Origin of the sequence: Bradyrhizobium sp. BR 10289, assembly GCF_019455385.1 — a bacterium.
GTDB lineage: Bacteria > Pseudomonadota > Alphaproteobacteria > Rhizobiales > Xanthobacteraceae > Bradyrhizobium.
The window spans coordinates 97725-120886 of sequence record NZ_JACOFR010000011.1; the positions used below are offsets into that span (position 1 = coordinate 97725).

The window sequence follows — 23162 nt, forward strand, 5'->3', positions numbered from 1 at the left end:
GCTCGCTTCCATCGCAGATCAAACTGCGGCACGCATCACGCGCGATCAGAAAGATCGACCATCGCCGTGGTTCGTTCCCATTCGATATTGCGTCGGTGAGCAGCCGAAGTGATCGCGGAAGCGGCGATTGAAGTAAGTCACTTCATTGAAGCCGCAGGCAAAGGCGATGTCACTCACCTTCGTGCCGTCGTAGCGAACATCCGTCAGCATGGCCCGCGCCTTCTGCAGGCGCAGCTCGAGGACGCGCTCGGAGAATGTCGCGCCGCTTTCGAGCAGCAGATCGCTCACATAGCGGCGCGACAGCTTGAGGCCATCCGCTATGGCCGTGATCGACAGGGACGGTTCGGCGAAGCGCTTCTCGATGATCGCGATCAGTTCGCGCTGCCGCGCGGCGCGCAAGCCGCGTTCCGCCGCGATCTCCGCGACTTCCCCGCGCGCGCCGAGCGCCAGCACGATCAGGTCTCCGAGCGTGGCCTGGGCGCGCCGCATCAACTCCGGGTCTTCGCAGATTTCATCGGCTTCAAGCAGAAAATTGATGGTGCGCTCGAGATGCCGGACCGCCGGATTCGCGGGGTCGAGCAACATGGCCGCACGATGATCGGCATGCGGAACGAGTTTCAGAATTTGCGCACGAGGTATGGAGGCCAAATTCCACGCCGTGAGACCGTTGGTAAAGCTCGAGACCGGCTGGGCGATGTTGAAGGCGACGACGCTTCCCGGTTTCAGCTCGAACCCCTGGTCGCCCACCGTCCATAATTGCGGCTGGGGGCTGCGATAAAAGCCCACGAAAATGTCGTCGCGATCATGGGCCACGTGCTTGCGCGTGCGCACGTAGTGGCCGGTCGTCGTGGCAAACCGGCCGACGCTCAATTCGCCAAGCAGGACATTCTTCGACGCGGTATAGAATGGCCTGTCCTCGGCGTGCTTCATCTCCGCCTTGCCGAGTTGCTCCATCCAGATGTCATGCCACAGGCGGAAGCGGGCCTTATCATTCAGATGGGATGGAAGCTGGTCCGATGAAAATTCTACCTTCGGCATATCCGTCCATAATGCTCGCGTGCCGGTTCCATTGGTATCATGAGGCCACGTGAAAGGCATCCGCCCACGCACCCGCTGATCTGATGCAAAAGCGGTCCGCCGTGCATTCCAGGTCAAGTTCAGTGCTGGATAGGTCAAGTTTTCGGCTGCCGACCGTTGCGCCGAAATCACATCCGCCAGCGATCCCTGTGCCGTACCGTCTCGATCAAGCCCAGCACCTTCGTGGACAAGACGACCCAAGCGCAGCTCGATAGTCATTCCGAGCGACGGACTTATTGGGAATTCTTGAACATGAGAAAATTGATCGCGGCCGCTGTTGTCGTTTCAGGCATGATGCTGTCGTACGCATCGGCTGCCGAGCCAGTCCCCCTCTATGGCTGGACCGGATGGTACGGTGGCGTGAATGCCGGCTACGGCTGGCAACACAAGAGCGCGGCTTACACCGGCGATTACTTCGCCGATCCGGTGACGGGTCTCGGCGGCGGCGCGGGCACCGTGTTCAGCGATGATCTGGCGATGAGTTCGCTGCAGGCGAGCGAAGAGGCGGCCGTGAATCATCCGGCCTACCGGCAATCTCTTCACACGTCCGGCTTCACAGGCGGCGGACAGATCGGCTACAATTGGCAGATCGAGCGCAGATGGGTCGCGGGTTTCGAAGCGGACCTGCAATACGCCAACGTCAAGGGCGATAGTCTGTTCAGGGCGCCCGATGGGGGCGGCGTCACCCTGTCGGCGGCATCTTCCCATCAACTCGACTGGTACGGCACGCTGCGCGGCCGGATCGGCTATTTGCTGACCGACCGCCTGCTCGCGTTCGGCACGGGCGGCCTCGCCTATGGTGGAACGAAGGCACAGGCCGCCATCTCCATCATTGGTCCGCTGGGGTGGAGTATCGACGGCGGCTTCGTCACGAGGATCATCTGTCCTGGCTTCACGACCTGCCTCGCGGGAGCCTCGTCACAAACGTCAGCCGGCTGGGCGGCCGGCGGCGGCCTCGAATACGCGGTGCTGCCGAACGTCACCATCAAGGCCGAATATCTGCACATCGACCTCGGCCACCAGAACGTGAAGCTGACGGTGCAGGGCCCGGCGACCGGCAATGGCTTTGTCAATGTCAGGTTCAGCAACGCTTACGACATCGCTCGTATGGGAATGAACTTCCGGTTTTGACTCGCGCGGGGCCACCGAAGACGGCGCTCCATCCGGCGGCCGGCTGCTCGAAAAAATGTGAAGCCGGACATGTGTTGACACGCACCGAAGACGCTTGGCTTGCGGCGGATTTTCCCCTAGAGGAAGCCGCACTCGCTGCCATCGCCGATCAAGCTGCGGCCCGCATCAACCGCGACGAGAGAAATTGACCATCGTCTCAGGCTTCGCCGACATCTCGATTTTCCAGCTCCTGCTGGTAGCAATGATGGCGTTGTTTGCTTCGATCATCGGTGGTCTCGCCGGCTACGGCACCGGCGCCTTGATGCCGCTGGTCCTCGTGCCGCTGGTCGGCGCCGAGCCGGTGGTGCCGATCATCGCGATCTCTGCGATGTTCACCAATTGCAGCCGCGCGATCGCCTATCTCCGTTATGTCGACCGCCGCCGCGCAGCGATCGTGCTTGCCTGCGCCGCGCTGACGACCGTGCTCGGCGCCTACGGCTATACGCGCCTCACCAACGCGGGCGCAGCGCTGGTGATCGGCTCCATGCTGATCCTGAGCGTGCCGCTGCGCCGCGTGCTGCGGCGTCGCCAGGTCAAGATCGGCGACACCGGTCTTGCCGCCGGCTCCGTCGGCTACGGCGTGCTGGTCGGCGGCACCTCCGGCTCCGGCGTGATCCTGCTCTCGCTCTTGATGGCCGCAGGCCTCGAAGGCGCCGCGGTGATCGCGACCGATGCGATGATCTCGCTCGGCACCGGCCTGATCAAGATCTCCGTGTTCGGCCTTGCAGGTGCCGTCACCGCGCAGGTGCTCGCCTTCGCGCTGCTGATCGGCGGCATCGCCATCCCCGGCGCATTCCTCGCAAAAGCCTTCGTCGAGCGGATGCCGGTGCACATCCACACCGCGATCCTCGACGCCGCGGTGATCACGGGCGGGCTGGTGATGATCTCGGCAGCGGTGAGGTCGCTGATCGCCTGACGATCCCGGCTCAGCGCACGGTCGTATCGGGCGTCACGTTCAGCGGCGCTCCGCCGACCGAGATCGGCCCGCTCGGGGCCGTGACGTGCGGCGGCTTCTTTTGCTTCGGCACGGCGCGCGCTGCCGGAGCGGGCGCGGCGGGAGGCGCCGGCGGCATCGCGGCAGTCGGCGCCGTCAGCGGAGCCGGTGCGACCGATGGCTGCGGGGCCGGGCTCTTCAGCGCGTCGATTTTCGCATTGAGGTCGGCAAGCTGGCTCATGATCGCCTTCAGCTGCTCCTGCTGGTCGGCGATGGTCCGGTCGATCGTCGCCAGGTCTTCCGCCGTTTTTTGTTGCGCGGCGAGCAGGTCCGTCATGACTGCGCTGTCATTGGCTTTGCCGTCGGCATCTCCTGCCTCGCGTCCGGTGAGCTGACCAAACAATCCCGGGTTCATCCAGGCATAAGCAGCGCCGGCGCCGACGAGTGCAAGGACGACGGCCACGAAGAGCGCGAACGGCCATCGGCGACGCGGCGCGGGTACAAAGGGCGGCGGCTCGGCGGCTGGCCAGTTCTGAGACGATTCGATGCTCATCCAAACTTCCTAGTCAGCCTTTCGGCTCAGCGCAATTGGCGCGTCGGCCATCGGCATCCGCTTTCTTACAACTGCAATCGGGCATCCCGGGACTGAAATGGTTCGGTAGCACCGCCCGGCCAGGCTTGGCGTGTCATGTCCAACGGAAGCAGACGCACGCATCGCCGTCTCGATCTGCACGGAAGAAGGTGAGCCATGGGACGATCAAGCGCCGAATGCCAATGGCCTGAGGAAAAGTTAAAGATCCGGATTGCGGTCCGCAAGGTCAGCCGCGATCTTGCTCGCCTTCTTGTTCTCGTGGGTGTTTCTTTCCCGTTGCACGCATGGGCACAGACCGCGACCGCTGACAGCATCAAGGCGGATATCGCGCGGGTCGACAGCGATTTCATCAAGGCCAATGCGAAAACGTCGCGGGATTGGCCGACTGTCGGCCTCGATTACGCCGAGACGCGGTTCAGCAGGCTCGATCAGATCAACGCCGGCAACGTCAATCAGCTCGGCCTGGTCTGGAGCTACAATCTGGAATCATCGCGCGGCATCGAGGCCACCCCGCTCGTCGTCGGCGGCATCATGTATCAGTCGGCGCCCTGGAACGTGGTCCATGCCATCGACGCGCGGACGGGTCAGAAAATCTGGACCTTCGATCCGGGCGTCGACCGGTCGAAGGGCTATCGTGGCTGCTGCGACGCCGTCAGCCGCGGCCTTGCGCTTTACAAGGGCAGGGTCTTCGAAGCCGTCTATGACGGCCGCCTGATCGCGCTCGATGCCGCGACCGGGGCCAAGGTCTGGGAAACCGACACGCTGATCGATCACGCGCATTCCTACACCATCACCGGCGCGCCGCGTGTCTTCAACGGCAAGGTGGTGATCGGCCAGAGCGGCGCCGAATACGGTGCGCGTGGATATGTGACAGCCTACGACAGCGAGACCGGCCATCAACTCTGGCGCTGGTTCACCGTGCCCGGCGATCCGTCGAAGCCGTTCGAGGACGCCTCGATGGCAGCCGCGGCGAAGACCTGGGACCCCTCGGGCAGGTACTGGATCAATGGCGGCGGCGGCACGCCGTGGGACACGATCACGTTCGATCCCGATTTGAACCTCGTCTATGTCGGCACCGGCAATGGCGGTCCGTGGAATCGCAAGCTTCGCAGCCCGTCCGGCGGCGACAATCTTTATCTCGCCTCCATCGTCGCGCTCAACGCCGATACGGGCCAGTATGTCTGGCACTACCAGGAGACGCCCGGCGACAATTGGGACTATACCTCGACCCAGCCGATGATCCTCGCCGACATCGAGATCGACGGCGCGCCGCGCAAGGTGATCCTGCACGCGCCGAAGAACGGCTTCTTCTTCGTCATCGATCGCACCAACGGCAAGTTCATCTCGGCGAAGAACTTCGTCGATGTGAACTGGGCGACGGGATATGGCGCCGACGGACGGCCGATCGAGTTGCCGGCTGCGCGCGACTCCGATCGATACGAGTCCATTCCGGGACCGGACGGCGCTCACAACTGGCAGCCGATGTCGTTCAATCCCATCACCGGCCTCGTCTACCTTCCGGCGCAGCACATCCCGGTCAACCTGACGCCGGAGAGATCATTCGAGCAGAATGCGGTGACACCGGGCAAGCCCGGCGCCTTGCTGGGCGCGAATATCGGCTTCGCTTTCAACCCGTCGCCGACATCGGCCCGGTTTGGACGTCTGCTCGCCTGGGATCCGGTGCATCAGAAGGAGGTCTGGCGCGTCGAGCACAGCTCGCCGTGGAATGGCGGCACGCTGACCACCGCCGGCAATCTGGTTTTCCAGGGCACGGCGGATGGCCGCTTCGTCGCCTATGACGCCGCAAACGGCTCCAGGCTGTGGGAGATCCCGACCGGCACCGGTGCGATCGCCGCGGCCGCGACCTACATGGTCGATGACAGGCAATATATCTCGATTGCGGTCGGCTGGGGCGGCTCCTATGGCCTGACACACCGCGAGACCCCGTACCAGAACCCGGGAACGATCTATACCTATGCGCTCGGCGGCACGGCGAAGCTACCGGCCTTCGTCAAGGATCAGACCGGACCGCTGCTCCAGGGCGTGAAGTACGATCCAAAAGACATCAGGGAAGGCGCGGAGATCTACATGACGGCGGGCTGCATCGCCTGCCACGGCGTTCCCGGCATCGGCCACGGCGGCAACATCGTCAATCTCGGCTATGTCGGAGCGGACGAGATCACCAATCTCGGGACCATCGTCTTCCATGGTCCATTCGGCGACCGGGGCATGCCTGATTTCAGCGGCAAGCTGACGGAAGGCGACATCGGCAAGCTCCAGGCCTTCATCCAGGGAACTGTCGACATCATCAGGCAGAGCAGGTGATGAGCGATCTTCTCACATGCCGCTTTGTGCCCACAGGCGGTCGTCTTCTGCCTACGGCTGTAACCATCTCAAACCATGGCGACATCGTTCGGTAGCGCGCGGCGCTTCATCCTTGGCGGGACCGCCGCGCATCCGCGGCCAGGCGATGGAGAGATTCTGAGATGTCGTATGATTTTCTGCTGGCGTCGTGGGGGACCCTCGGCAATCTGAGCCCGATGCTCACTGCGGCGCGGAGGCTGCATCGACATGGACACCACGTCCGCGTGATGGCGGATCCGGCGATGCGGTCCGAGGTCGAGGCCGCCGGCTTTGCCTTCGTCACGTGGCGCCGCGCGCCGACCGGAACGGCGGCGGACCCGGTCGATGTCTCGGATATCCAGGATTTTCTGCGCCGCGCCCTCTTCGATCCCGCCGCGCTCTATGCGGCCGATATCAGGGACGAGATCGACCGCCTGCCGACCGATGCCGTTCTGGTGCTTGATACGCTGTTCGGTGCCGCGCTCGGGGCCGAAGCATCCGGCGTGCCCTTCGCGCTTCTGTCCCCCCATGTCAGCCTTCGGCCGCTGCCGGGAGTGCCGCCGATCACCAGCGCCTTGAGCCAGCCGAGAACGGCGGAGGAGCGCGCCGAGGTGGACGCCGCCAATGTCAGCCAGGCCGAGACGATCAATGCGTTCCTGCCGGATTTCAACCGTGTTCGCGCCGATCTTGGTCTTCCGGCGCTGGCTGATATGTTCGATCTGTTCGATCGCGCCAACCGGCTCCTGCTCGCCACCAGTCAGGCGTTCGACTTTCAGGCCGATACGCTGCCCGACAATCTCACTTATATCGGACCGCTGCTCGACGTTCCGAGCTGGTCGAGATCGCTCCAGGCCGAGGCATGGCGAGCGCCATGGTCGGGCCGCTCGGGCCGTCCGCGCGCGCTGATCGCATGCAGCACAGGCGCGCAAGGCCAGCGCGACATGTTCCAGCGCATCATCGACGCGATGGAAACGGTCGAGATCGATGCCATCGCAACGGCGGGTCCCAATCTGGACATCGCCGATCTCAGGGCGCCGAAGAACGTGCATCTGGTGCGCGGCGCGCCGCATGATCTCGTCATGAAGGATGTCTCCGTGGTGATATCGCAGGGCGGCCACGGCACCACCACGCGTTCGCTCCTCAACGGATTGCCGCAACTCATTCTGCCGATGGGGCGCGATCAGGCCGCCAACGCCGCACGGGTCGCCGCAAGGGGAGCGGGGCTTCAACTGCCTGCAGCTGCCTCGGCGGCGGACATCGCCGCGGCGGTGAACCGGTTGATCGGAGAACCGCAATTCAGGATGGCCGCCGGTCTCATCGGCGAAGCCATGAAGGCCGACATCGATCGCTCCAGCCTCGTCGACGAGATGGAAGCGATCGCCGCCTTGGGCCGCGCGGCGCGGCAGCAGCCGAACAAGCTGCCGCTTCGCAAATCGGCGTGATCGAAACGGGCGGCGCGAGGCGGACGGGTGCACGCCCGGTTGCTCAGGCCGTATGCCCGTCGAACTTGCCCTGCTTGGGTGTCTTCTTGTCGCGCTGCGGGGTCATCCTTGTGGGGGCCGGTTGGCCCGGCACGCCGCGTGGTCCGAGCTGCTCGCGCTGGAGATCGTCTTCCGAGAACGCCGGCTCGACACCATTCGGCGCAACCTGTCGTGTGGCATTCGCATCGTCTGGCTTGTTCATTGTTCTCTCCCGTGTCGTAGGGAATCTCAGTCTGACGGGGTCGCGATCAGGCGTCCGCCGTGAACCTCATCACGTGTCGCGACTGTGATGTCTCCGCATCGTGCGGTGATGACTGTTCAATCAAGGGTCGATGCGGACGTTCCTAATTTACAGAGGTTCCGGCAAATCAGTGCAGTCTGCTCAAGGAACGCGCGCTCCCGATGTCGCGTTGTCTTGAACAACGAAGAAACCAGGGAGACGTCACATGAAGAAGATCCTGTTGGCATCAGCCTGTATCATCGCCATGGCAACGGGCGCCGTCGCACAGACGAACCAACCCGCGCCGGGCGCATCCGGTCAGGGCGATGTCGGTCAATCCTCGCGCGGCCCTGCGACAAAGGGGATGACCACCGGGAAGGCCTCCAACATGCAGAACGAGTCCGCCAGCAGCAACGGCACGCAGCCTCCCTCTGCCGGCGGAAGCAACACCAACAACATGGGCAGCCAGGCCGGCGGCGGCGCTGGCGGCAAGTGAGCGCAAGCGGTTCGACGGTGCGTCCCGAAGCGCGCCCTCGTGTCACTGGTACTCTTCAGCGGATGAAGCCCCGGCGTCACGTCAGAAGGCTCATGAGCTCGTAGACGGCGACAGCTGCTCCGAGACAGCGGCGCCAGGGATTTACGCCGCGCACGATCTCGTCGGCGGCCCAGACGAGAAGACCGCCCTTGACGACAACCGCAAGGGCGGCGCTGGCTCGGCCTGACGAGGGCCAGATCCAGAGCAGAACGGCCGCCGCGATCACCAGCCACAGGGCGGGATTGGGCCACTGAGCGACCGTGATGGCGCCGTTTTCGCGATTGCGGAAAAACCAGTTCAGGAACTTGCGCACGAAGAGCACAACGACAGGATCGGGGCGGTGTTCCGTCAGGAATGCCAGGGCGTGTGCGCGTGTCTGCCCGACATCCGATAACAGCCCTTAGCTCGTAGGATGGGTAGAGCGAAGCGGAACGGATCAAAGCCTCGCAATGAGACATCGACGGGGTCTCGCAGGGGCTCAACCCATCCTGCGCAGACGAAATCGCAGCTTCGATGTGTGCATTTGTTCGCAGTGGCGGTTGAAAAACGCGCATTCAAGTTCGGTCCGCCATCGACTACGTTTTCGCTTGTTGTGACGAGGAGCGGCGAATGAGCGGGATCATAGACACGGTAGCCCTTATCCTTGGAGGGGCCGGTGGAATCGGATCAGCAGCGGCGCAAGACTTGGCGGCGAAAGGAGTAAAGGTCGCGGTCGCCGATATAAATCAGGCGCAGGCTGAGATTGTCGCGAGAAATATCCAGAACAAGGGTGGTGTTGCTCGCGCCTACCCCGTCGACATCACAAACAAGGACCAGGTGAAAGCTCTCGTTCAGCTCGTCTTGCGCGATTACGGCGCGCTGGACGCGCTGATCAATTGCGCGGGAATAATGTTCGTCCGTCCCTTGAGCGAGACCAATACGGAAGAATGGGAGACGACGATTGACCTGAATATCAAGGGAGCCCTATGGGCGATCGCCGCCATTCTGCCTGTGTTCCTCGAGCAGCAGCGAGGGCATATCATTAACCTGAGCTCGGTCCACGGATTGAAAGTGTTTTCGCCCGGAGGGGCTGTGCATTCGGCCTCGAAGTTTGCTCTTCGAGCCCTGTCGGAGGGGATGAGAGCAGAACTTGCGAACACCCCCATACGCTCCAGCCTGATCACGCCAGGCGCCGTAGATACCGGCATGCAATACAAGACGACAGGCTCCGACAGCGCCCGCATGCTCGCGATCTACAAGAATGCGATACCGGCCGAAGCCGTGGCTCGTGCCATCACGTTTGCAATGGAGCAGCCCGCCAATGTCGACGTGAATGAGATAGTGATCCGTCCGACAGCTCAAGCAATCTGAACGTCAACGACGTGAGCTGAAGCAAGAGTCGCCGCCAACCGACCCACGGCCTATCGCTTCTTCTCAAAGAAGCCGGGTTCATTGGCGAAAACGAAAGTGATATGCTCGGCAACAGCTCTGATGTGAAGACTGTCCCGATTTTGTCGCCTGATGATCAGCCAGAGCTCACGTGCGGGTGGTTCGGGCTCAAGATCGCAGACCACGAGTTTATCATCCATTTTGCCGACGAAGTGCGGCAGCAGCGCGATGCCTGCACCCGCTCTAGCCGCGACAGATTGAGTAGACTGACTATTCGTCCGAAATGACATGCGGTTGCGGGCGAAGTGTCTGGACAGCCAAAGCGCTTCCGGCAAGTGAGCGTTCGCCTCATCAAATCCGACGAAAGTTGGATCTGCGCCGGCCTTGATGCGGCGCCGGTATTCCGCAGTAGCGTAGAACCCGAACGCGATCGACCGCAACCGCTTGGCCAGAACGTCACCATCCTGGGGGCGTCCAAAGCGGAGGGCAATGTCGGCTTCATGCCGCTCCAGGCTCACCGTTCGAAAGTCGGTCGCCAGATCGATGTCGATCCCCGGATACTTCTCACAAAGTCCAGCGAGACGGGACGCGAGAAAGAGCTGTGAGAGACTTGGCGGCGCATTGACGCGCACAAGCCCAACAGGCTGGTCGCCCCGCCCGCCACGGCTCAGGTTGGCCGCCGCCGTCTCCATCTCGTTCGCCGGTCCCAGCAAGCGCGTCCCTGCTGGAGTGAGCACGTAACCATCCACACGCCGCTCGATCAATCGCTCGCCTAAAGATCGTTCCAATGATTGGACGCGGCGGGAGACCGTCGCATGGTTCACCGACAGCACGCGGGCGGCAGCTGACAAACTGCCGTGACGAGCAAGCGCGAGGAAGACCCGCACATCCTCCCAATCCAGCGCTGTGCGTTTTTTATCAGCCATTGAGAAAGGATAGTGGATTTCTCTCAGGGCGCCAGCGGTTTATCTGCGATGGCCCTCAACAACGAAGAATCCCGCCATGCCTCGTTCTATCACTCTCACACTGATTGGTGGCCCTACCGTGCTCATCGAGTACGGTGGCTATCGCCTGCTCACCGATCCCACTTTCGATCCCCCCGGCCAGTATCAAGGCCCGCACAGCCCTGTAAGGCATGTCAAGACTGACGGGCCAAGCATCCCGATTGCCGAGATTGGCAAGCTGGACGCGGTCTTGTTGAGTCACGATCATCATTTCGACAATCTCGATAACTCGGGCCGGTCGCTGCTGCCGATGGTCGAGGCGGTTTATACGACCAGGGCGGGGGCGCAGCGCCTCGGTCAAAACGCAATTGGCTTCAATCCCTTCGAAACTCGATATCTGGAAGGAGATGGTCGCGAAAGATTGATCGTGACTGCCACCCCCGCGCGCCATGGCCCCATCGGTATCGACGTCGGAGATGTCGTCGGCTTCGCTCTGGGAACGGAGGCGCCCGGCGACCTAGTCTATATCACGGGTGATACTCTCTGGTTCGATGGCACGGCTGAGGTGGCGCGGAGGTTTTCGCCGAAGGTTGTCATCCTGCATACCGGGGCGGCCGAACCTCGCGGCCGCTATCACATGACCATGGGGAGCGAAGATGCTTTGGAAGCTGCACACGCCTTTCCAGATGCCGTTCTTGTTTCCGTGCATAACGAGGGCTGGGGCCATTTGCGCGAAACTCAGGATCAACTCGCCGACGTTTTCGCTGCGTTCAATTTATCCAGGCGTCTAAATCGATTTGAGAAAGGCAAACCCTTGACCATTTCATGGTAGGAAACCTCCGCCAAACCGGCGAATGTTCCACCTTCCCGGTGTCAGCTTTTGTTCTTTCCGCGACATCGACGTCCGCTGCTACGCCGTTGGCGGCAGAGCAGCGCACGTCAGGAGGACCGGACCCGAACACTCCCATCTGACGAGGATGCGGCCGTCGGCCTGCCTACTCGTCGTCTTCATCCTCGTCTTCGTCGTCCTCATCCTCATCCTCATCCTCATCCTCTTCCACCTGCACCAGCGTGGCCAGCGGCAGCGTCTCGCGGAAGAGATCGCCTTCCATGCCCATCCAGAGGCACAAAATGTCGTCGCCTTTGACCTCTGCGACGGTGAGCGGCTGGCCGCCGGATTTCAGCATGACGATATCGCCGGCTTTCAATTCCATGGATGGTCCTTCCAGTTGATCGATCCGGAGGAGGCTAGCAGGCGGTCATGACACCCCGATCACGCGAGCCCGGCGTGCGGCGAGAGGTGCTTTCACCGCCACTTGGGCGCGGCAAGTCCCGGCTATGTTCGCTCAGCCACGTTCGCTTTTGGCCGGCTGGATCGGCAGGCACTCGTTGCTGAAATAGCCGATGGCGTCGCGCACCACGGGAACGTGGCAGACGAAGCCGGTCGGCCGGTAGCGCACCCTGATGCGGTCGAGCTGCGCCATGGTCAGCGTCATGAATGCGTCGAGCCGGCGAGCCTGAAATTGCAGCCTCTGCTCGCTGCTGAGCGGCGGCTTCACGGCGTCTGGCTTGCGATCGCCGGGCACATCGCTGCTCGATGCCAGCGCACCGGGCTGGCCGCGCAGCGCCTCGAAGCAATGGTTCATCACCAGAACATGGTGCTTGGTGCTCCACCAGTTGAGCGCGACGACCTTCTGCAGGGGATCGACGGCCCCGCCCGGCAGCCGGGCACAGAGGGCGACATAGGCCTTCGGCCCGTCGGCGCCCGGGTCGTTGCAGAGCTCTTCGGTGGGGCGTCCGAGATCGCTTCCGTTGTAGGCCGCGCCCTTGAACTGCGGAAGATTGGCTTCGGATTCGCAATCGAAATTGTACTTCGTGAGCAACGTGGCGGTCAGGGGATCCTGATCGAGCGTGTGCTCGGCCGCCGCATCGCGGTCCATGTCGCTGGGCCAATCGATGTAGATCTCCGCCTTGCGGGCGAAGATGGCGCCGTTCCGCCGCAAGGCCGTTCGCGCCTTCCAATAATCCGCGAACGGTTCGAGCGTCTTGGTGTCCACGGGGATGAAGGCCGGACTTGCCTGCGCCTTCATCGCGCCGAACCGCTCGGGCGGAATGCTCTCCTGCAGCATCTGGACCTCGGCGAACGCGTTTGAAATCTCGATGAAGGTCTCCGTGGCCTTCTGCATGTCGGCCTTGGCCTGCTCGCCGACCTTCTGCTCGTAGGAATTCAGATATTGGAAGTATCCGCCCAGGAAGCCGGTCAGCAAAGTGACGGCCGTCAATCCCTTGGTGACCGACAAGCGGCTGTCCCAGGATTGGATCTTCTGCCACACGCCGGGAGCCTCGGGGGAAGGTTGCGTGCGCGCTGCGTCCTTCGGAAGGTCCTGCTCCATTGCTGCCTCCAACTCACTCCACGCCCCATGGCGCAAGGATACCGCACTTCCCGATCGCGGCGTGTGAGGCAGTTCACGTCGAGTGAGGCAGGGACGTTGTCGCAAAATCGCGCGGCGGGCCGTCCGAAACTGCGGAATTGCGGTGACCATGTCACCGCAATTGACCACAATTGCTTGGCCGCGCTTCGAGCTTGCTCAGTTATTCGGTCGACTTGCTGTAGGCGATCAAACCCAGATTGGAGCCGCTCTTCCAGGCCTGCACAAGTTGATTGTCGAGTCCATTGAAGCGGCCCTGCAGCCACGCAAGTGCCCCGGGGCCCTCGCCCAGATCGGGGCTCCCCCAGAGCTTCGTGAGACCATCTTTGCCGTCGCTGCCGTACAGGATCATGGCGAGGTTGAAACCGTTATTGGCCCACAGCTGGAGAAGCTCGGGCTTGCCCGACCCGGAGAAATCGCCCACCTGCCATGCGACCGCACCCGGACCTTCGTCGCCGGTATGATCGGTGGCCGAGAGCACCTTGAGGCCGCCGCGACCGTCGCTACCGTAGACGATGAAGCCGAGCTGCGAGCCGTTGGCCCAGCCCTGGATGATCTCCGTCTTGCCGTCGCCGTTGATGTCGGCGGCCTGCCATGTCACGGCGCCCGGTCCTTGCTGCATATTGTCGGTCGACCAGAGGACCTTCAGCTCGTTTTTGTCCTGGCTGTCCTTGCTGCCGTACGTGATGAAGCCGAGGCTGTCGTGGTTTGCCCAGGCCTGTACGATCTCGTCGCGGCCGTCGCCGTTGAAGTCGCCGACCAGCCAGGCGACCGCGCCTGGGCCCTGGCCGACGTCCGAGGTTCCCCACAAACAACGCAAGCCTTTGCCGCCATCGCTGCCATAGACGATGAGCCCGAGGCTCGAGCCGTTCGCCCAGGGCTGCACGATCTCCGGCTTGCCGTCGCCATTGACGTCGGCGAGAAGCCAGGTCAGCGCGCCGGGACCCTGTCCCATGTCCCCGGTGCCCCACAATGTCGTCAGCCCGCCACGGCCGTCGCTGCCATAGACGATGAAGCCGAGGCTCGATCCGTTCCTCCAGCCCTGAATGATTTCCGTCTTGCGGTCGCCATCGATGTCGGCCGCGAGCCACGTCACCGCGCCCGGCCCGTTGTCATCCATGTTGTCGGTTGCCCAGGTCTGCGTCAGACCGCCGAACCCGTCGCCACCATAGACGATCATTCCGAGCCTTGACCCGTTGCCCCAGGGTTGGATGATCTTGGACTTGCCGTCGCCCGCGATGTCGCCGACCAGCCAGCTCAAGGCGCCGTAGCCCTGGCCCATATTGTCGCTGGCCCATTCGGCTGCGAGCCCGCCGCCCGGGTCGTGTTGCAGCGGACCGGACGGGCCGGATTCGACCGTTTCATAGGGATGCGAATAGACGGTCGCGCCGGCGAAGGTCAGATGATAGGTGTAGCTCAGCTTTTCATATTGGCCCCATCGGCTATCGAAAGAGGCCCACGCTGGGGAGCTGACATCATGCTCCGCGAAATCCGACGCGATGATCGCGTAGTGCTCGGGCTTCCAGGCTTCGAATTGGATACCGCCGTCTGCCGTGAGATCGTAAGCATCGACCGTAGCGGTCGTAACGCCAGCGTCCGTTTTGCTGAGCCGCTCGTACAAATGCAATCCCGGATCGATATAGTGCGCGTGCGAATCTCGCGCCGCATAGACGACCGGGTGTTGGCCGACAATTTGGAGCTGGCTGAGCACGTTCGCCCAGATCGTGAAATCATGACGTGACAGGTAGACGTTGCGAAGCTGCCACGGGGCCGACGGCTGGGGACGCGCGAGCCGTATGGTAACGTGCTCCCAGTCGCCGTAATGGCGGCCAATGCTGTCCAGCTCGTAACGTTGCGGCTCTTCCTGGTGCGAGAATTTAACCTGGAATTTGCCGGGGCCGTTAAACCCGTAGAAGAACCAGAACTGCAGGTCGATGCCTCCTTGCGCCCACGCCTTCACCCGGACCTGCGCCTTTGCGCGCGCCATGTTGCCCGGCTTGAGACTGTCCGGAATGTTCAGCCAGTACCGAAACGCGCGATTCCCCGCCTGCGGGCCCTGCTTGGCCCGCGCGACCGCATCGAGCAGGGTGCGGCCGGACGAAACCGCCTCGGATGAGAGGATGGTCTGAGTGAACCCGTCGTAGCTCGTTTCATTCTGGACGAGGCCCGCTACAAGGGCGCATTGGCCGGTCGCCAATAAGGCCTCCGGTTCGTCCATCAGGTATTTCTCGTCAGGGTGAAGCCGGACAAGCGGCCCAAACTGCTGGATGAGGGAATGAATCTCATCGAGGCTCGGGCGGTCCGGCGCCTGACTGTTCACGTTTGCGAGTTTGGGAGCGAGCAGGACATCTTGATCGGTGTCGGTCATGATCGATGGACTCCATATGAATATCGTCGCAAAAATTTCTACTTAAGATAGTATTTCTGTCGAAAAGCGTTACGTCACAGAGCATCGCTGCCGGGCTGTCGCAAAATCAAAATATTGCGCTGCCGCCTGGACTTGGCTCGCCCTTAATGAACCAGCCGCGCCTGAGCGATCGCGGAAAACCTAGCGGTTTCTACTCAGGGTTGTATGGAAAACATTGCGCCTATCGCTGCTCGTCTCCTAATATGTTCCCCGCATCAAGACCGGGGGCGGCTTTGGAGCAGGACGAACTTGAGCGCCTTGTCGGGGGCCGGCTGCGATTGACGCTTGATGAGATCGTGCGGCATCCCCGCTTGCCGGAGGCGCGGCACGCCTATCTGACAAGCTTCTTGAAAGTGTACGAGGGCGAACCGTTTCTGGTTCGGCTGCTACTGGAAGCGGGGCGGTTTTTCGTCTTCCACTGTGCGGCAGTCCTTGAAGCCGCGCAGGACCCTTCCCGGCGTGAGACGTGGTTCACCGTCGGCGCCCTTAAGCGAGAGCTTGCCCTGTTTGGATACGCAAGCGACCGGCAGGTGGATCATCTGATCGCGCGGTTGCGGGAGGTCGGGTTTCTCGAGTTGCGCAGGGCGCCCGGAGACGGCCGCGCCCGATTGCTGGCAACCACGGACAGGCTGCGCGCGCATCACATCGAATGGCTGGTGGCTCACTACGTGCCCCTTGCGAATTTGTATCTGGATCACGACTACGGCCCGATACTCGCGCGCGACCGGGACTTTTATCTCCTTCACTGCAGAAAATCTCCGTCCTTCAATCCTGCGGCGGCCCGGCTCATGATGACGCTGCCGGACACGATGCTGTTCTTCAGTCATGCCGCAGGCCCCTTGATCCAGAATGCGGTGCTGAAGGCTGCGATGGACGCCGGCGACCCGAGCGCGGTCGTGCCCTATATCGAGGCCACCAGCCGTTTCGGCGTCTCCCGAACCCATGTCCGCAACCTCATGATATCCGCCGAAGCCGCCGGGCTCGTCAGGATCATCGGTCGGGGAGGACGCAACATCGAGATTCTTCCGCGTTTCTGGGCAAGCTACGACCGCGGGCTCGCAGTGGGGATGTACCTCACCGACGCAGTCAATCTGGTCGCGATGCGCGAGTGGTCTCAGGCGTCGGCGGGTCACTTGTGCAACGTGCCATGAATCGAAACCACGCGTACGAATTACAGCGACGATGCACGCGATGATCGCCGCAGACCGCAAGGCCGGCCGTCATGACATGCCGATCGTGGCTGCGGATACGCCGCGCATATCTGCCTGCACAGACCGAAATGCCGATGACAAAGGTTCGAGTGGGGAAAGGGCACGCAAGGGCTCTTTGGTCCCGAACGCGGCGATGATGGCATTATGCCCCTGTTTTGCCCGACGTGTCAAACTTTTTTTCGAAAAATCCGCAGTCGTTTGATTTTGCAGCAGCGTGGCTACTGTGCATGGGGTTGTTTTCGAATTTTGGTCGCCGCAGCCCCCCGGTTATCCCGGCACCAGCTCGGTCAGCGAGCGGATGATGCGGTCGGGCTTGATGGTCGATCCCTCCGGCAGGCCCTCGCCATGCGCGTCGAGCCAGATCGCATAGATGCCGAGGCGCTGCGGCGTCACGACTTCCCATTCCAGATTGTCGCCAATCATCCAGGTGTCTTTCGCGGTGACGCCGAGCGCTTCCATCGCATGCAGATAGGCACGCTCCTCGGGCTTGCCGAAACCGTGCTCGCCCTCGATCTGGATGTGATCGAAGCGATGCGTCAGCTCGAAGCGCTCGACCTTGGCGCGCTGCATGTCGGCGGCGCCGTTGGTCACCAGTGCGAGCTTGACGCCGCGCGCCCTGAACGCGTCGATCGCATCATGCGCGCCGGGGAAGACGAAGATCGCTTCCTCGCGATAGGTGGTGAAGCGATTGGCGAGCCGATCGGCGAGATCGTCGGGGAGGGCGCGATGGCCTTGGGCCGCGAGCGCGGCAAAGCCGCCGCGCACCGTGAGCCGGCGTGCCTCGCCGAGCTTCATGCGCCACTCCGCGCCCGCGGTCGACCAGAACTGCCGCGCATAGGCGAGTACGGCGGTTGCGACCTGCGCCGGCGGCAGCGGCGCGAGCTCCTCGGCGAACTCGTTGGCGATCGTGTTCCAGGCGATCTCCGGCCGGCCATAGGCCGACAGGATGGTGTCGTCCATGTCGATCAGCATGGCGCGGGGAAGGGGCCTCATTGCAGTGCTCATGGCCATTTCACCTCCGGCGGCAGCGACGACAGGATGGAGTCCACATTGCCGCCGGTCTTGAGTCCGAAGATGGTGCCGCGGTCGTAGAGCAGGTTGAATTCGACGTAGCGCCCGCGCCGGACCAGCTGCTCCTCGCGGTCTTCAGTGGTCCAGGCGCTCGCGAAATTGCGCCGCACGAGTTCAGGATAGATCTTCAGGAAGGCGCGGCCGACGTCCTGCGTGAAAGCAAGGTCCGCGTCCCAGTCGCCGCTGTCATGCCAGTCGTAGAAGATGCCGCCGATGCCGCGCGCCTCTTTCCGGTGCGGCAGGTAGAAATACTCGTCGCACCACTTTTTGTATTTGTCGTAATCGGCAACGCCGCCCGGCTGGTCGCAGGCTTGCTTCATCGCGGCATGAAAGGCGAGCGTGTCGGCATCGTCCTGCGTACGCCGGCGGTCGAGCACCGGCGTCAGGTCCGCGCCACCGCCGAACCACGCCTTTGTGGTGACGACGAAGCGCGTGTTCATGTGCACCGCCGGCACATGCGGATTGCGCATGTGCGCGATCAGCGAGATGCCCGAGGCCCAGAAGCGCGGGTCCTCGGCCGCGCCCGGAATCTGCGCGCGAAACTCCGGTGCGAACTCGCCATGCACGGTCGAGCAGTGCACGCCGACCTTCTCGAACAGCCGGCCATGCATCATCGACATCACGCCGCCGCCGCCGGCCGCGCCTGAGTGATCGGTGCGCTGCCAGGGCGTCCGCTTGAAGCGGCCGGCCTCGCCCGGATAGAGATGTTCGGGAGCGTCGTCTTCCAGACGTTCGAAGCTCGCGCAGATGTCATCGCGCAAGCTCTCGAACCAGCTGCGGGCGCGGGCCTTGCGGTCTTCGATTACGGTCGGGTCAATTGCCGATGTCATGTCGTCATCCCTGCGGACCGTAATAGGTGCAGCTCTCGTTGCAACTGTCGCGGTGAATGCTGACGCGGGTGAGCTTACCGATATGCTGGAGCCGCTCCCAGACGAAGCGCGAGATGTTTTCCAGCGTCGGCGTGCCCAGTGCCTCGATCTTGTTGAGGAACTTGTGGTCCAGCGCCAGCCGCACCTCCTCCATCGCGCGCTGGAGCAGGCCGAGATCGACCACCATGCCCGTCTTGGGATCCGGCGTGCCGCGCACCGTCACCTCGGCGCGAAAGGAGTGGCCGTGGATTTCTTCACTGGCGGCACCAAAGGTCGTCCCCGACAGCGAATGCGCCGCCTCGAAGCGGAACGATTTCGTCAATTCCCACATCTGTCCGAAAACCAATCCTATCTGATGCCGAGCGATTTATGCGTCTGCACGCTGAGCCGCCATTGCGGATGGCGCAGGCAATAGTCGATCGCGCGCGCGGTGTTCTCCGTCACCTCGGGTCCGTCCATCGGTTGCAGCGAGAAGCGCTCGAAGGCGAGGCCCTCGAACGTCTCGGGGGCGGCAAGCGCCTGCGGGTAGACCAGCTTGAGCTCGTGGCCGTGGCGCTGGACCAACTCGCTGCCGCCCTTGGGGCTGACGCAGATCCAGTCGAGCCCTGCGGGCGCCTCGATCGTGCCGTTGGTCTCGACGCCGATCTCGAAGCCGCGCGCATGCAGCGCGCCGATCAGATCAGTATCGACCTGGAGCAGCGGCTCGCCGCCCGTCAGCACCGCATAGCGGTTATGGGGCGAGGCGGTCCATTGCGCGGCGATGGTGTCGGCAAGCTCCGCAGCCGACGCGTAGCGTCCGCCGAGCGTGCCGTCGGTCCCGACGAAATCCGTGTCGCAGAATTTGCAGGTTGCTGACTGCCGGTCGGCCTCGCGGCCACTCCAGAGGTTGCAGCCGGCGAAACGGCAGAACACCGACGCGCGCCCGGCATGGGCGCCCTCGCCTTGCAGGGTCAGGAAGATCTCCTTGACCGCGTAACTCAATGGCCTCTCCTCAACATCTCAAGCTTGCGGGTTCCGAAGCTGTCGCAGCGCCTCGCCTGCGGCCATCGCCGCGGTCATGGCGACATTGAGCGACCGCAGCCCCGGATGGATCGGGATCACCAGCCGGGCATCAGCGGCCGCGACCACGGCGTCGGTGACGCCCGCGCTCTCGCGCCCGAATAGCAGGATGTCCGACCTCTGGTAATGAAAATCGCGGTAATCGGTGGCGGCCTTGGTGGTGAACAGCAGCAGGCGGTAGCCATGTGCGGCGCGCCATTCCTCGAACCTGGACCAAGAATCGTGGCGGGTCAGGTTGACATGGTCGAGGTAATCCATTCCCGCCCGGCGGAACAGGCGGTCGGAGACGGGGAAGCCCGCCGGTTCGATGATATGGGCGGCGATGCCGAGACAGGCGCAGAGCCTGAGAATCGTGCCGGTGTTCTGGGCGATATCGGGTTGGAAAAGCGCGATCTGCATGGGCTGTATCGGATGGGTGGCGGGCCGGAAATGTCTCAATAAAACATCGCTGGCCGCGGAATTCGTGCATTGCACGCCCGCACGCCGTTAGCGGGCTTGCGCTCGCCCGGCAAGGGTGCCAATAGAACGATTCTGGACTGCTGTTTTCGCCTTGTTTTGGTGGGGACAAGCCAAGTCCTGCCGCCGCGGGGGGCCGCGGGCGCTGGCAGCACTGTTCCGGGGACCTTGGGGGCTCCTGGAGCGGTTCCACCGGCAGCATAAGAAGAAAGGGTTGGAATCGTGACGACAGCGTCTTCGGCGGACCATCCGACACGCCGTGATTTCTTATTCGTTGCAACGGGGGCGGCTGCAGCAGTAGGGGGCGCAGCTGCGCTCTGGCCCTTCATCTCCCAAATGAATCCTGATGCGTCGACCATCGCGGCCGGTGCGCCGATCGAGGTCGATCTCAGCCCGGTCGCCGAGGGGCAGGACATCAAGGTGTTCTGGCGCGGCAAGCCGATCTACATCAGTCACCGCACCAAGAAACAGATCGACGAGGCCCGCGCCGTCAACGTGGCGAGCCTGCCCGATCCGCAGAGCGACGAGGCCCGGGTCAAGTCCGGCCACGAGCAATGGTTGGTCGTGATCGGCATCTGCACCCATCTCGGCTGCATCCCGATCGCCCACGAAGGCAATTACGACGGGTTCTTCTGCCCCTGCCATGGTTCGCAGTACGATTCGTCCGGCCGCATCCGCCAGGGGCCCGCGCCCGCGAACCTGCCGGTGCCGCCGTACACTTTCGTTTCTGACACCAAAATCCAGATCGGCTGAGTTTCGGACCCGCGTCCGAAGCTTCGCGCCGTCTCGTCGTTTTATTTCCTCAGGATCGCATCATGAGCGGACCATCCGACTTCCAGCCGAGTAACCCGGCCCTGCAATGGCTCGAGCGGCGCCTGCCGATCCTCGGCCTCATGCACTCTTCTTTCGTCGTCTATCCCACGCCGCGTAACCTGAACTATTGGTGGACCTTCGGCGCCATCCTCTCCTTCATGCTGGGGATGCAGATCCTGACCGGCGTGATCCTGGCGATGCACTACACGCCGCATGCCGATCTCGCCTTCAAGTCGGTCGAGCTGATCGTCCGCGACGTGAACTACGGCTGGCTGCTGCGCAATATGCACGCCTGCGGCGCGTCGATGTTCTTCTTCGCGGTCTACGTCCACATGCTGCGCGGTCTCTATTACGGTTCCTACAAGGAGCCGCGCGAGGTGCTCTGGATCCTCGGCGTCATCATCTACTTGCTGATGATGGCGACCGGCTTCATGGGCTACGTGCTGCCGTGGGGCCAGATGAGCTTCTGGGGCGCCACCGTCATCACCAATCTGTTCTCTGCCATCCCCTATGTCGGCGAGAGCATCGTGACGCTGTTGTGGGGCGGCTATTCGGTCGGCAACCCGACGCTGAACCGCTTCTTCTCGCTTCACTATCTGCTGCCGTTCCTGATTGCGGGCGTCGTCGTGCTGCACGTCTGGGCGCTGCATGTGGCCGGCCAGAACAATCCTGACGGTGTCGAGCCGAAGACGGAAAAGGACACGGTGCCGTTCACGCCGCACGCGACCATCAAGGACATGTTCGGCGTCGCCTGCTTTATGCTGCTTTACGCCTGGTTCATCTTCTACATGCCGAACTACCTCGGCGACGCCGACAACTACATCCCGGCGAACCCGGGCGTGACACCCCCGCACATCGTGCCGGAATGGTATTACCTGCCGTTCTACGCCATCCTGCGCTCGATCCCGAACAAGCTCGCGGGCGTCATCGCAATGTTCTCGGCGATCATCATCCTCTGCTTCCTGCCCTGGCTGGATGCAGCAAAGACGAAGTCGTCGAAGTACCGGCCCTTGGCCAAACAGTTCTTCTGGATCTTCGTCGCGGTCTGCATCCTGCTCGGTTATCTCGGTGCGCAGCCGCCGGAAGGCATCTACGTGATCGCCGGCCGGGTGCTGACGGTCTGCTACTTCGCCTACTTCCTGATCGTGCTGCCGCTGCTCTCTCGCATCGAGACGCCGCGGCCGGTGCCGAACTCGATCTCGGATGCGGTCTTGGCGAAGACCGGCAGCCGGTCGACTCCGATGGTCTCGACCGCGATCGTGCTGGCGCTTGCCGGTTCGCTGTTCGCGGGCTCGATCGACAGCGCGAAGGCGTCCGAAGGCAGCGACAAGCCGCCGGGCAACAAATGGTCGTTCTCGGGCCCGTTCGGCAAGTACGACCGCGGTGCGCTCCAGCGCGGCCTGAAGGTCTACAAGGAGGTCTGCGCCAACTGCCATGGCCTGTCCTACGTCGCCTTCCGCAACCTCGCCGAGCCCGGCGGTCCCGGCTATTCGGTGGCGCAGGCGGCGGCGTTTGCTTCCGACTACAAGGTGAAGGACGGTCCGAACGATGCCGGTGACATGTTCGAACGTCCGGGCCGGCCGGCGGACTATTTCCCCTCGCCCTTCCCGAACGAGCAGGCCGCCCGTGCGGCCAATGGTGGCGCGGCGCCGCCGGACTTGTCGCTGATCACCAAGGCGCGCTCCTACGGCCGCGGCTTCCCCTGGTTCATCTTCGACTTCTTCACCCAGTACCAGGAGCAGGGTCCGGACTACGTCGCGGCGGTGCTCCAGGGCTTCGACGACCACGTGCCGGAAGGCGTGACCATCCCGGAGGGCTCGTACTACAACAAGTACTTCCCGGGTCACGCCATCAAGATGCCGAAGCCGCTTAGCGACGGCCAGGTGACCTATGACGACGGCTCGCCGACCACGGTCGCGCAATACGCCAAGGACGTCACCACGTTCCTGATGTGGACCGCCGAGCCGCACATGGAGGCACGCAAGCGCCTCGGCTTCCAGGTGTTCGTGTTCCTGATCATCTTCGCCTTCCTGATGTACTTCACCAAGAAGAAGGTCTGGGCCGACTCCCACTGAGCGGCCAAGCCAAAATGAAGAAGCCCCGCAAGGGGCTTTTTTGTTGTCCTCATTCCGGGTTCGCGCTACGCGCGCCCGGAATGACGAGAGTGTGGATTGCGCCGCGCG

At 63.0% G+C, this 23162-nt stretch carries 23 protein-coding genes; 10 read left to right on the forward strand and 13 right to left on the reverse strand.

The window, feature by feature from the left end; genetic code table 11:
* Positions 1 to 45: 45 nt before the first annotated feature.
* Positions 46 to 1296 carry an AraC family transcriptional regulator gene (locus tag HYH08_RS19670; RefSeq protein ID WP_220011460.1) on the reverse strand — a complete coding sequence of 417 codons (1251 nt, stop codon included), beginning with the start codon at positions 1294 to 1296 and terminating at the stop codon, positions 46 to 48.
* Between the two features lie 33 nt (positions 1297 to 1329).
* Between HYH08_RS19670 and HYH08_RS19675 the strand changes: the two genes are divergently transcribed.
* Both HYH08_RS19675 and HYH08_RS19680 read left to right on the forward strand, forming a co-directional pair.
* The gene (locus HYH08_RS19675; RefSeq protein ID WP_220011461.1) at positions 1330 to 2208 is read left to right on the forward strand and encodes an outer membrane protein; all 879 of its coding nucleotides are present in this window, start codon (positions 1330 to 1332) and stop codon (positions 2206 to 2208) included.
* Between the two features lie 184 nt (positions 2209 to 2392).
* Positions 2393 to 3163 carry a sulfite exporter TauE/SafE family protein gene (locus HYH08_RS19680; RefSeq protein ID WP_220011462.1) on the forward strand — a complete coding sequence of 257 codons (771 nt, stop codon included), beginning with the start codon at positions 2393 to 2395 and terminating at the stop codon, positions 3161 to 3163.
* 10 nt (positions 3164 to 3173) lie between these two features.
* Here HYH08_RS19680 and HYH08_RS19685 read toward each other — a convergent pair whose 3' ends face one another.
* On the reverse strand, positions 3174 to 3734 hold the full coding sequence (locus HYH08_RS19685) for a hypothetical protein (protein WP_220011463.1): 561 nt from the start codon (positions 3732 to 3734) through the stop codon (positions 3174 to 3176).
* A gap of 195 nt (positions 3735 to 3929) precedes the next feature.
* On the opposite strand from HYH08_RS19685, the gene HYH08_RS19690 reads away from it, so the two are divergent.
* Both HYH08_RS19690 and HYH08_RS19695 read left to right on the forward strand, forming a co-directional pair.
* A complete protein-coding gene (locus HYH08_RS19690; protein ID WP_220011464.1) occupies positions 3930 to 6098 on the forward strand; it encodes a PQQ-dependent dehydrogenase, methanol/ethanol family in 2169 nt (722 codons plus the stop codon).
* Positions 6099 to 6259: 161 nt separating this feature from the next.
* Positions 6260 to 7558 (forward strand): glycosyltransferase, encoded by a 1299-nt coding sequence (locus tag HYH08_RS19695; RefSeq protein WP_220011465.1) that lies wholly within the window; start codon positions 6260 to 6262, stop codon positions 7556 to 7558.
* 43 nt (positions 7559 to 7601) lie between these two features.
* Here the strand turns inward: HYH08_RS19695 and HYH08_RS19700 are convergent, their stop codons facing one another.
* Positions 7602 to 7799 (reverse strand): hypothetical protein, encoded by a 198-nt coding sequence (locus HYH08_RS19700; RefSeq protein WP_220011466.1) that lies wholly within the window; start codon positions 7797 to 7799, stop codon positions 7602 to 7604.
* A 244-nt stretch (positions 7800 to 8043) separates the two neighbouring features.
* Here HYH08_RS19700 and HYH08_RS19705 point away from each other — a divergent pair, with 244 nt between their 5' ends.
* Positions 8044 to 8313 (forward strand): hypothetical protein, encoded by a 270-nt coding sequence (locus tag HYH08_RS19705; RefSeq protein ID WP_220011467.1) that lies wholly within the window; start codon positions 8044 to 8046, stop codon positions 8311 to 8313.
* Positions 8314 to 8389: 76 nt separating this feature from the next.
* Here HYH08_RS19705 and HYH08_RS19710 read toward each other — a convergent pair whose 3' ends face one another.
* Positions 8390 to 8665, reverse strand: coding sequence for a hypothetical protein (locus HYH08_RS19710; protein WP_220011468.1), 276 nt, complete (start codon positions 8663 to 8665; stop codon positions 8390 to 8392).
* A 296-nt stretch (positions 8666 to 8961) separates the two neighbouring features.
* On the opposite strand from HYH08_RS19710, the gene HYH08_RS19715 reads away from it, so the two are divergent.
* Entirely contained in the window at positions 8962 to 9702 is a 741-nt protein-coding gene (locus HYH08_RS19715; RefSeq protein ID WP_220011469.1) for an SDR family oxidoreductase, read from the forward strand.
* 50 nt (positions 9703 to 9752) lie between these two features.
* Here HYH08_RS19715 and HYH08_RS19720 read toward each other — a convergent pair whose 3' ends face one another.
* A complete protein-coding gene (locus tag HYH08_RS19720; RefSeq protein ID WP_220011470.1) occupies positions 9753 to 10646 on the reverse strand; it encodes a LysR family transcriptional regulator in 894 nt (297 codons plus the stop codon).
* Between the two features lie 76 nt (positions 10647 to 10722).
* On the opposite strand from HYH08_RS19720, the gene HYH08_RS19725 reads away from it, so the two are divergent.
* On the forward strand, positions 10723 to 11496 hold the full coding sequence (locus HYH08_RS19725) for an MBL fold metallo-hydrolase (protein WP_220011471.1): 774 nt from the start codon (positions 10723 to 10725) through the stop codon (positions 11494 to 11496).
* A 163-nt stretch (positions 11497 to 11659) separates the two neighbouring features.
* Here the strand turns inward: HYH08_RS19725 and HYH08_RS19730 are convergent, their stop codons facing one another.
* The 3 genes from HYH08_RS19730 to HYH08_RS19740 all read right to left on the reverse strand — a co-directional run bounded on the left by HYH08_RS19730 (position 11660) and on the right by HYH08_RS19740 (position 15497).
* Positions 11660 to 11878: a YodC family protein gene (locus tag HYH08_RS19730; RefSeq protein WP_220011472.1), complete on the reverse strand. Its 219-nt coding sequence runs from the start codon at positions 11876 to 11878 to the stop codon at positions 11660 to 11662.
* 132 nt (positions 11879 to 12010) lie between these two features.
* Complete coding sequence (locus HYH08_RS19735) at positions 12011 to 13057, reverse strand: hypothetical protein (protein ID WP_220011473.1); 1047 nt, start codon at positions 13055 to 13057, stop codon at positions 12011 to 12013.
* Between the two features lie 199 nt (positions 13058 to 13256).
* Positions 13257 to 15497, reverse strand: coding sequence for a Vps62-related protein (locus HYH08_RS19740; RefSeq protein WP_349631449.1), 2241 nt, complete (start codon positions 15495 to 15497; stop codon positions 13257 to 13259).
* Positions 15498 to 15733: 236 nt separating this feature from the next.
* Between HYH08_RS19740 and HYH08_RS19745 the strand changes: the two genes are divergently transcribed.
* Positions 15734 to 16651, forward strand: a complete 918-nt coding sequence (locus HYH08_RS19745) for a hypothetical protein (RefSeq protein WP_220011475.1) — start codon at positions 15734 to 15736, stop codon at positions 16649 to 16651.
* 327 nt (positions 16652 to 16978) lie between these two features.
* On the opposite strand, the gene HYH08_RS19750 is transcribed toward HYH08_RS19745, so the two are convergent.
* Genes HYH08_RS19750 through HYH08_RS19770 form a run of 5 tightly spaced genes read right to left on the reverse strand, consistent with a single transcriptional unit; the run spans position 16979 to position 20109 of the window.
* Positions 16979 to 17722: an HAD family hydrolase gene (locus HYH08_RS19750; protein WP_220011476.1), complete on the reverse strand. Its 744-nt coding sequence runs from the start codon at positions 17720 to 17722 to the stop codon at positions 16979 to 16981.
* Positions 17713 to 18612 (reverse strand): oxygen-dependent coproporphyrinogen oxidase, encoded by a 900-nt coding sequence (gene hemF, locus HYH08_RS19755; RefSeq protein ID WP_220011477.1) that lies wholly within the window; start codon positions 18610 to 18612, stop codon positions 17713 to 17715. The genes HYH08_RS19750 and hemF overlap by 10 nt, the downstream gene beginning before the upstream one ends.
* Positions 18613 to 18616: 4 nt before the next feature.
* The gene (locus tag HYH08_RS19760; protein WP_220011478.1) at positions 18617 to 18982 is read right to left on the reverse strand and encodes a 6-pyruvoyl trahydropterin synthase family protein; all 366 of its coding nucleotides are present in this window, start codon (positions 18980 to 18982) and stop codon (positions 18617 to 18619) included.
* Between the two features lie 17 nt (positions 18983 to 18999).
* On the reverse strand, positions 19000 to 19632 hold the full coding sequence (gene queE / locus HYH08_RS19765; RefSeq protein ID WP_220011479.1) for a 7-carboxy-7-deazaguanine synthase: 633 nt from the start codon (positions 19630 to 19632) through the stop codon (positions 19000 to 19002).
* 18 nt (positions 19633 to 19650) lie between these two features.
* Positions 19651 to 20109 (reverse strand): tRNA (cytidine(34)-2'-O)-methyltransferase, encoded by a 459-nt coding sequence (locus HYH08_RS19770; RefSeq protein ID WP_220011480.1) that lies wholly within the window; start codon positions 20107 to 20109, stop codon positions 19651 to 19653.
* 279 nt (positions 20110 to 20388) lie between these two features.
* Between HYH08_RS19770 and petA the strand changes: the two genes are divergently transcribed.
* A complete protein-coding gene (petA, locus tag HYH08_RS19775) occupies positions 20389 to 20919 on the forward strand; it encodes a ubiquinol-cytochrome c reductase iron-sulfur subunit (RefSeq protein WP_041748489.1) in 531 nt (176 codons plus the stop codon).
* 62 nt (positions 20920 to 20981) lie between these two features.
* Positions 20982 to 23054, forward strand: coding sequence for a cytochrome b/c1 (fbcH, locus tag HYH08_RS19780; RefSeq protein WP_220011481.1), 2073 nt, complete (start codon positions 20982 to 20984; stop codon positions 23052 to 23054).
* The last annotated feature ends 108 nt before the right edge of the window (positions 23055 to 23162 follow it).

Coding starts and splice junctions, on each gene's coding strand:
- hemF (WP_220011477.1), bottom strand. CDS start 18,612: ATGACATCGGCAATTGACCCGACCGTAATCGAAGACCGCAAGGCCCGC.
- HYH08_RS19750 (WP_220011476.1), bottom strand. CDS start 17,722: ATGGCCATGAGCACTGCAATGAGGCCCCTTCCCCGCGCCATGCTGATC.
- HYH08_RS19705 (WP_220011467.1), top strand. CDS start 8,044: ATGAAGAAGATCCTGTTGGCATCAGCCTGTATCATCGCCATGGCAACG.
- fbcH (WP_220011481.1), top strand. CDS start 20,982: ATGAGCGGACCATCCGACTTCCAGCCGAGTAACCCGGCCCTGCAATGG.
- HYH08_RS19695 (WP_220011465.1), top strand. CDS start 6,260: ATGTCGTATGATTTTCTGCTGGCGTCGTGGGGGACCCTCGGCAATCTG.
- HYH08_RS19685 (WP_220011463.1), bottom strand. CDS start 3,734: ATGAGCATCGAATCGTCTCAGAACTGGCCAGCCGCCGAGCCGCCGCCC.
- HYH08_RS19675 (WP_220011461.1), top strand. CDS start 1,330: ATGAGAAAATTGATCGCGGCCGCTGTTGTCGTTTCAGGCATGATGCTG.
- HYH08_RS19720 (WP_220011470.1), bottom strand. CDS start 10,646: ATGGCTGATAAAAAACGCACAGCGCTGGATTGGGAGGATGTGCGGGTC.
- HYH08_RS19735 (WP_220011473.1), bottom strand. CDS start 13,057: ATGGAGCAGGACCTTCCGAAGGACGCAGCGCGCACGCAACCTTCCCCC.
- HYH08_RS19700 (WP_220011466.1), bottom strand. CDS start 7,799: ATGAACAAGCCAGACGATGCGAATGCCACACGACAGGTTGCGCCGAAT.
- HYH08_RS19715 (WP_220011469.1), top strand. CDS start 8,962: ATGAGCGGGATCATAGACACGGTAGCCCTTATCCTTGGAGGGGCCGGT.
- HYH08_RS19760 (WP_220011478.1), bottom strand. CDS start 18,982: ATGTGGGAATTGACGAAATCGTTCCGCTTCGAGGCGGCGCATTCGCTG.
- HYH08_RS19730 (WP_220011472.1), bottom strand. CDS start 11,878: ATGGAATTGAAAGCCGGCGATATCGTCATGCTGAAATCCGGCGGCCAG.
- HYH08_RS19725 (WP_220011471.1), top strand. CDS start 10,723: ATGCCTCGTTCTATCACTCTCACACTGATTGGTGGCCCTACCGTGCTC.
- HYH08_RS19690 (WP_220011464.1), top strand. CDS start 3,930: ATGGGACGATCAAGCGCCGAATGCCAATGGCCTGAGGAAAAGTTAAAG.
- HYH08_RS19670 (WP_220011460.1), bottom strand. CDS start 1,296: ATGACTATCGAGCTGCGCTTGGGTCGTCTTGTCCACGAAGGTGCTGGG.
- HYH08_RS19770 (WP_220011480.1), bottom strand. CDS start 20,109: ATGCAGATCGCGCTTTTCCAACCCGATATCGCCCAGAACACCGGCACG.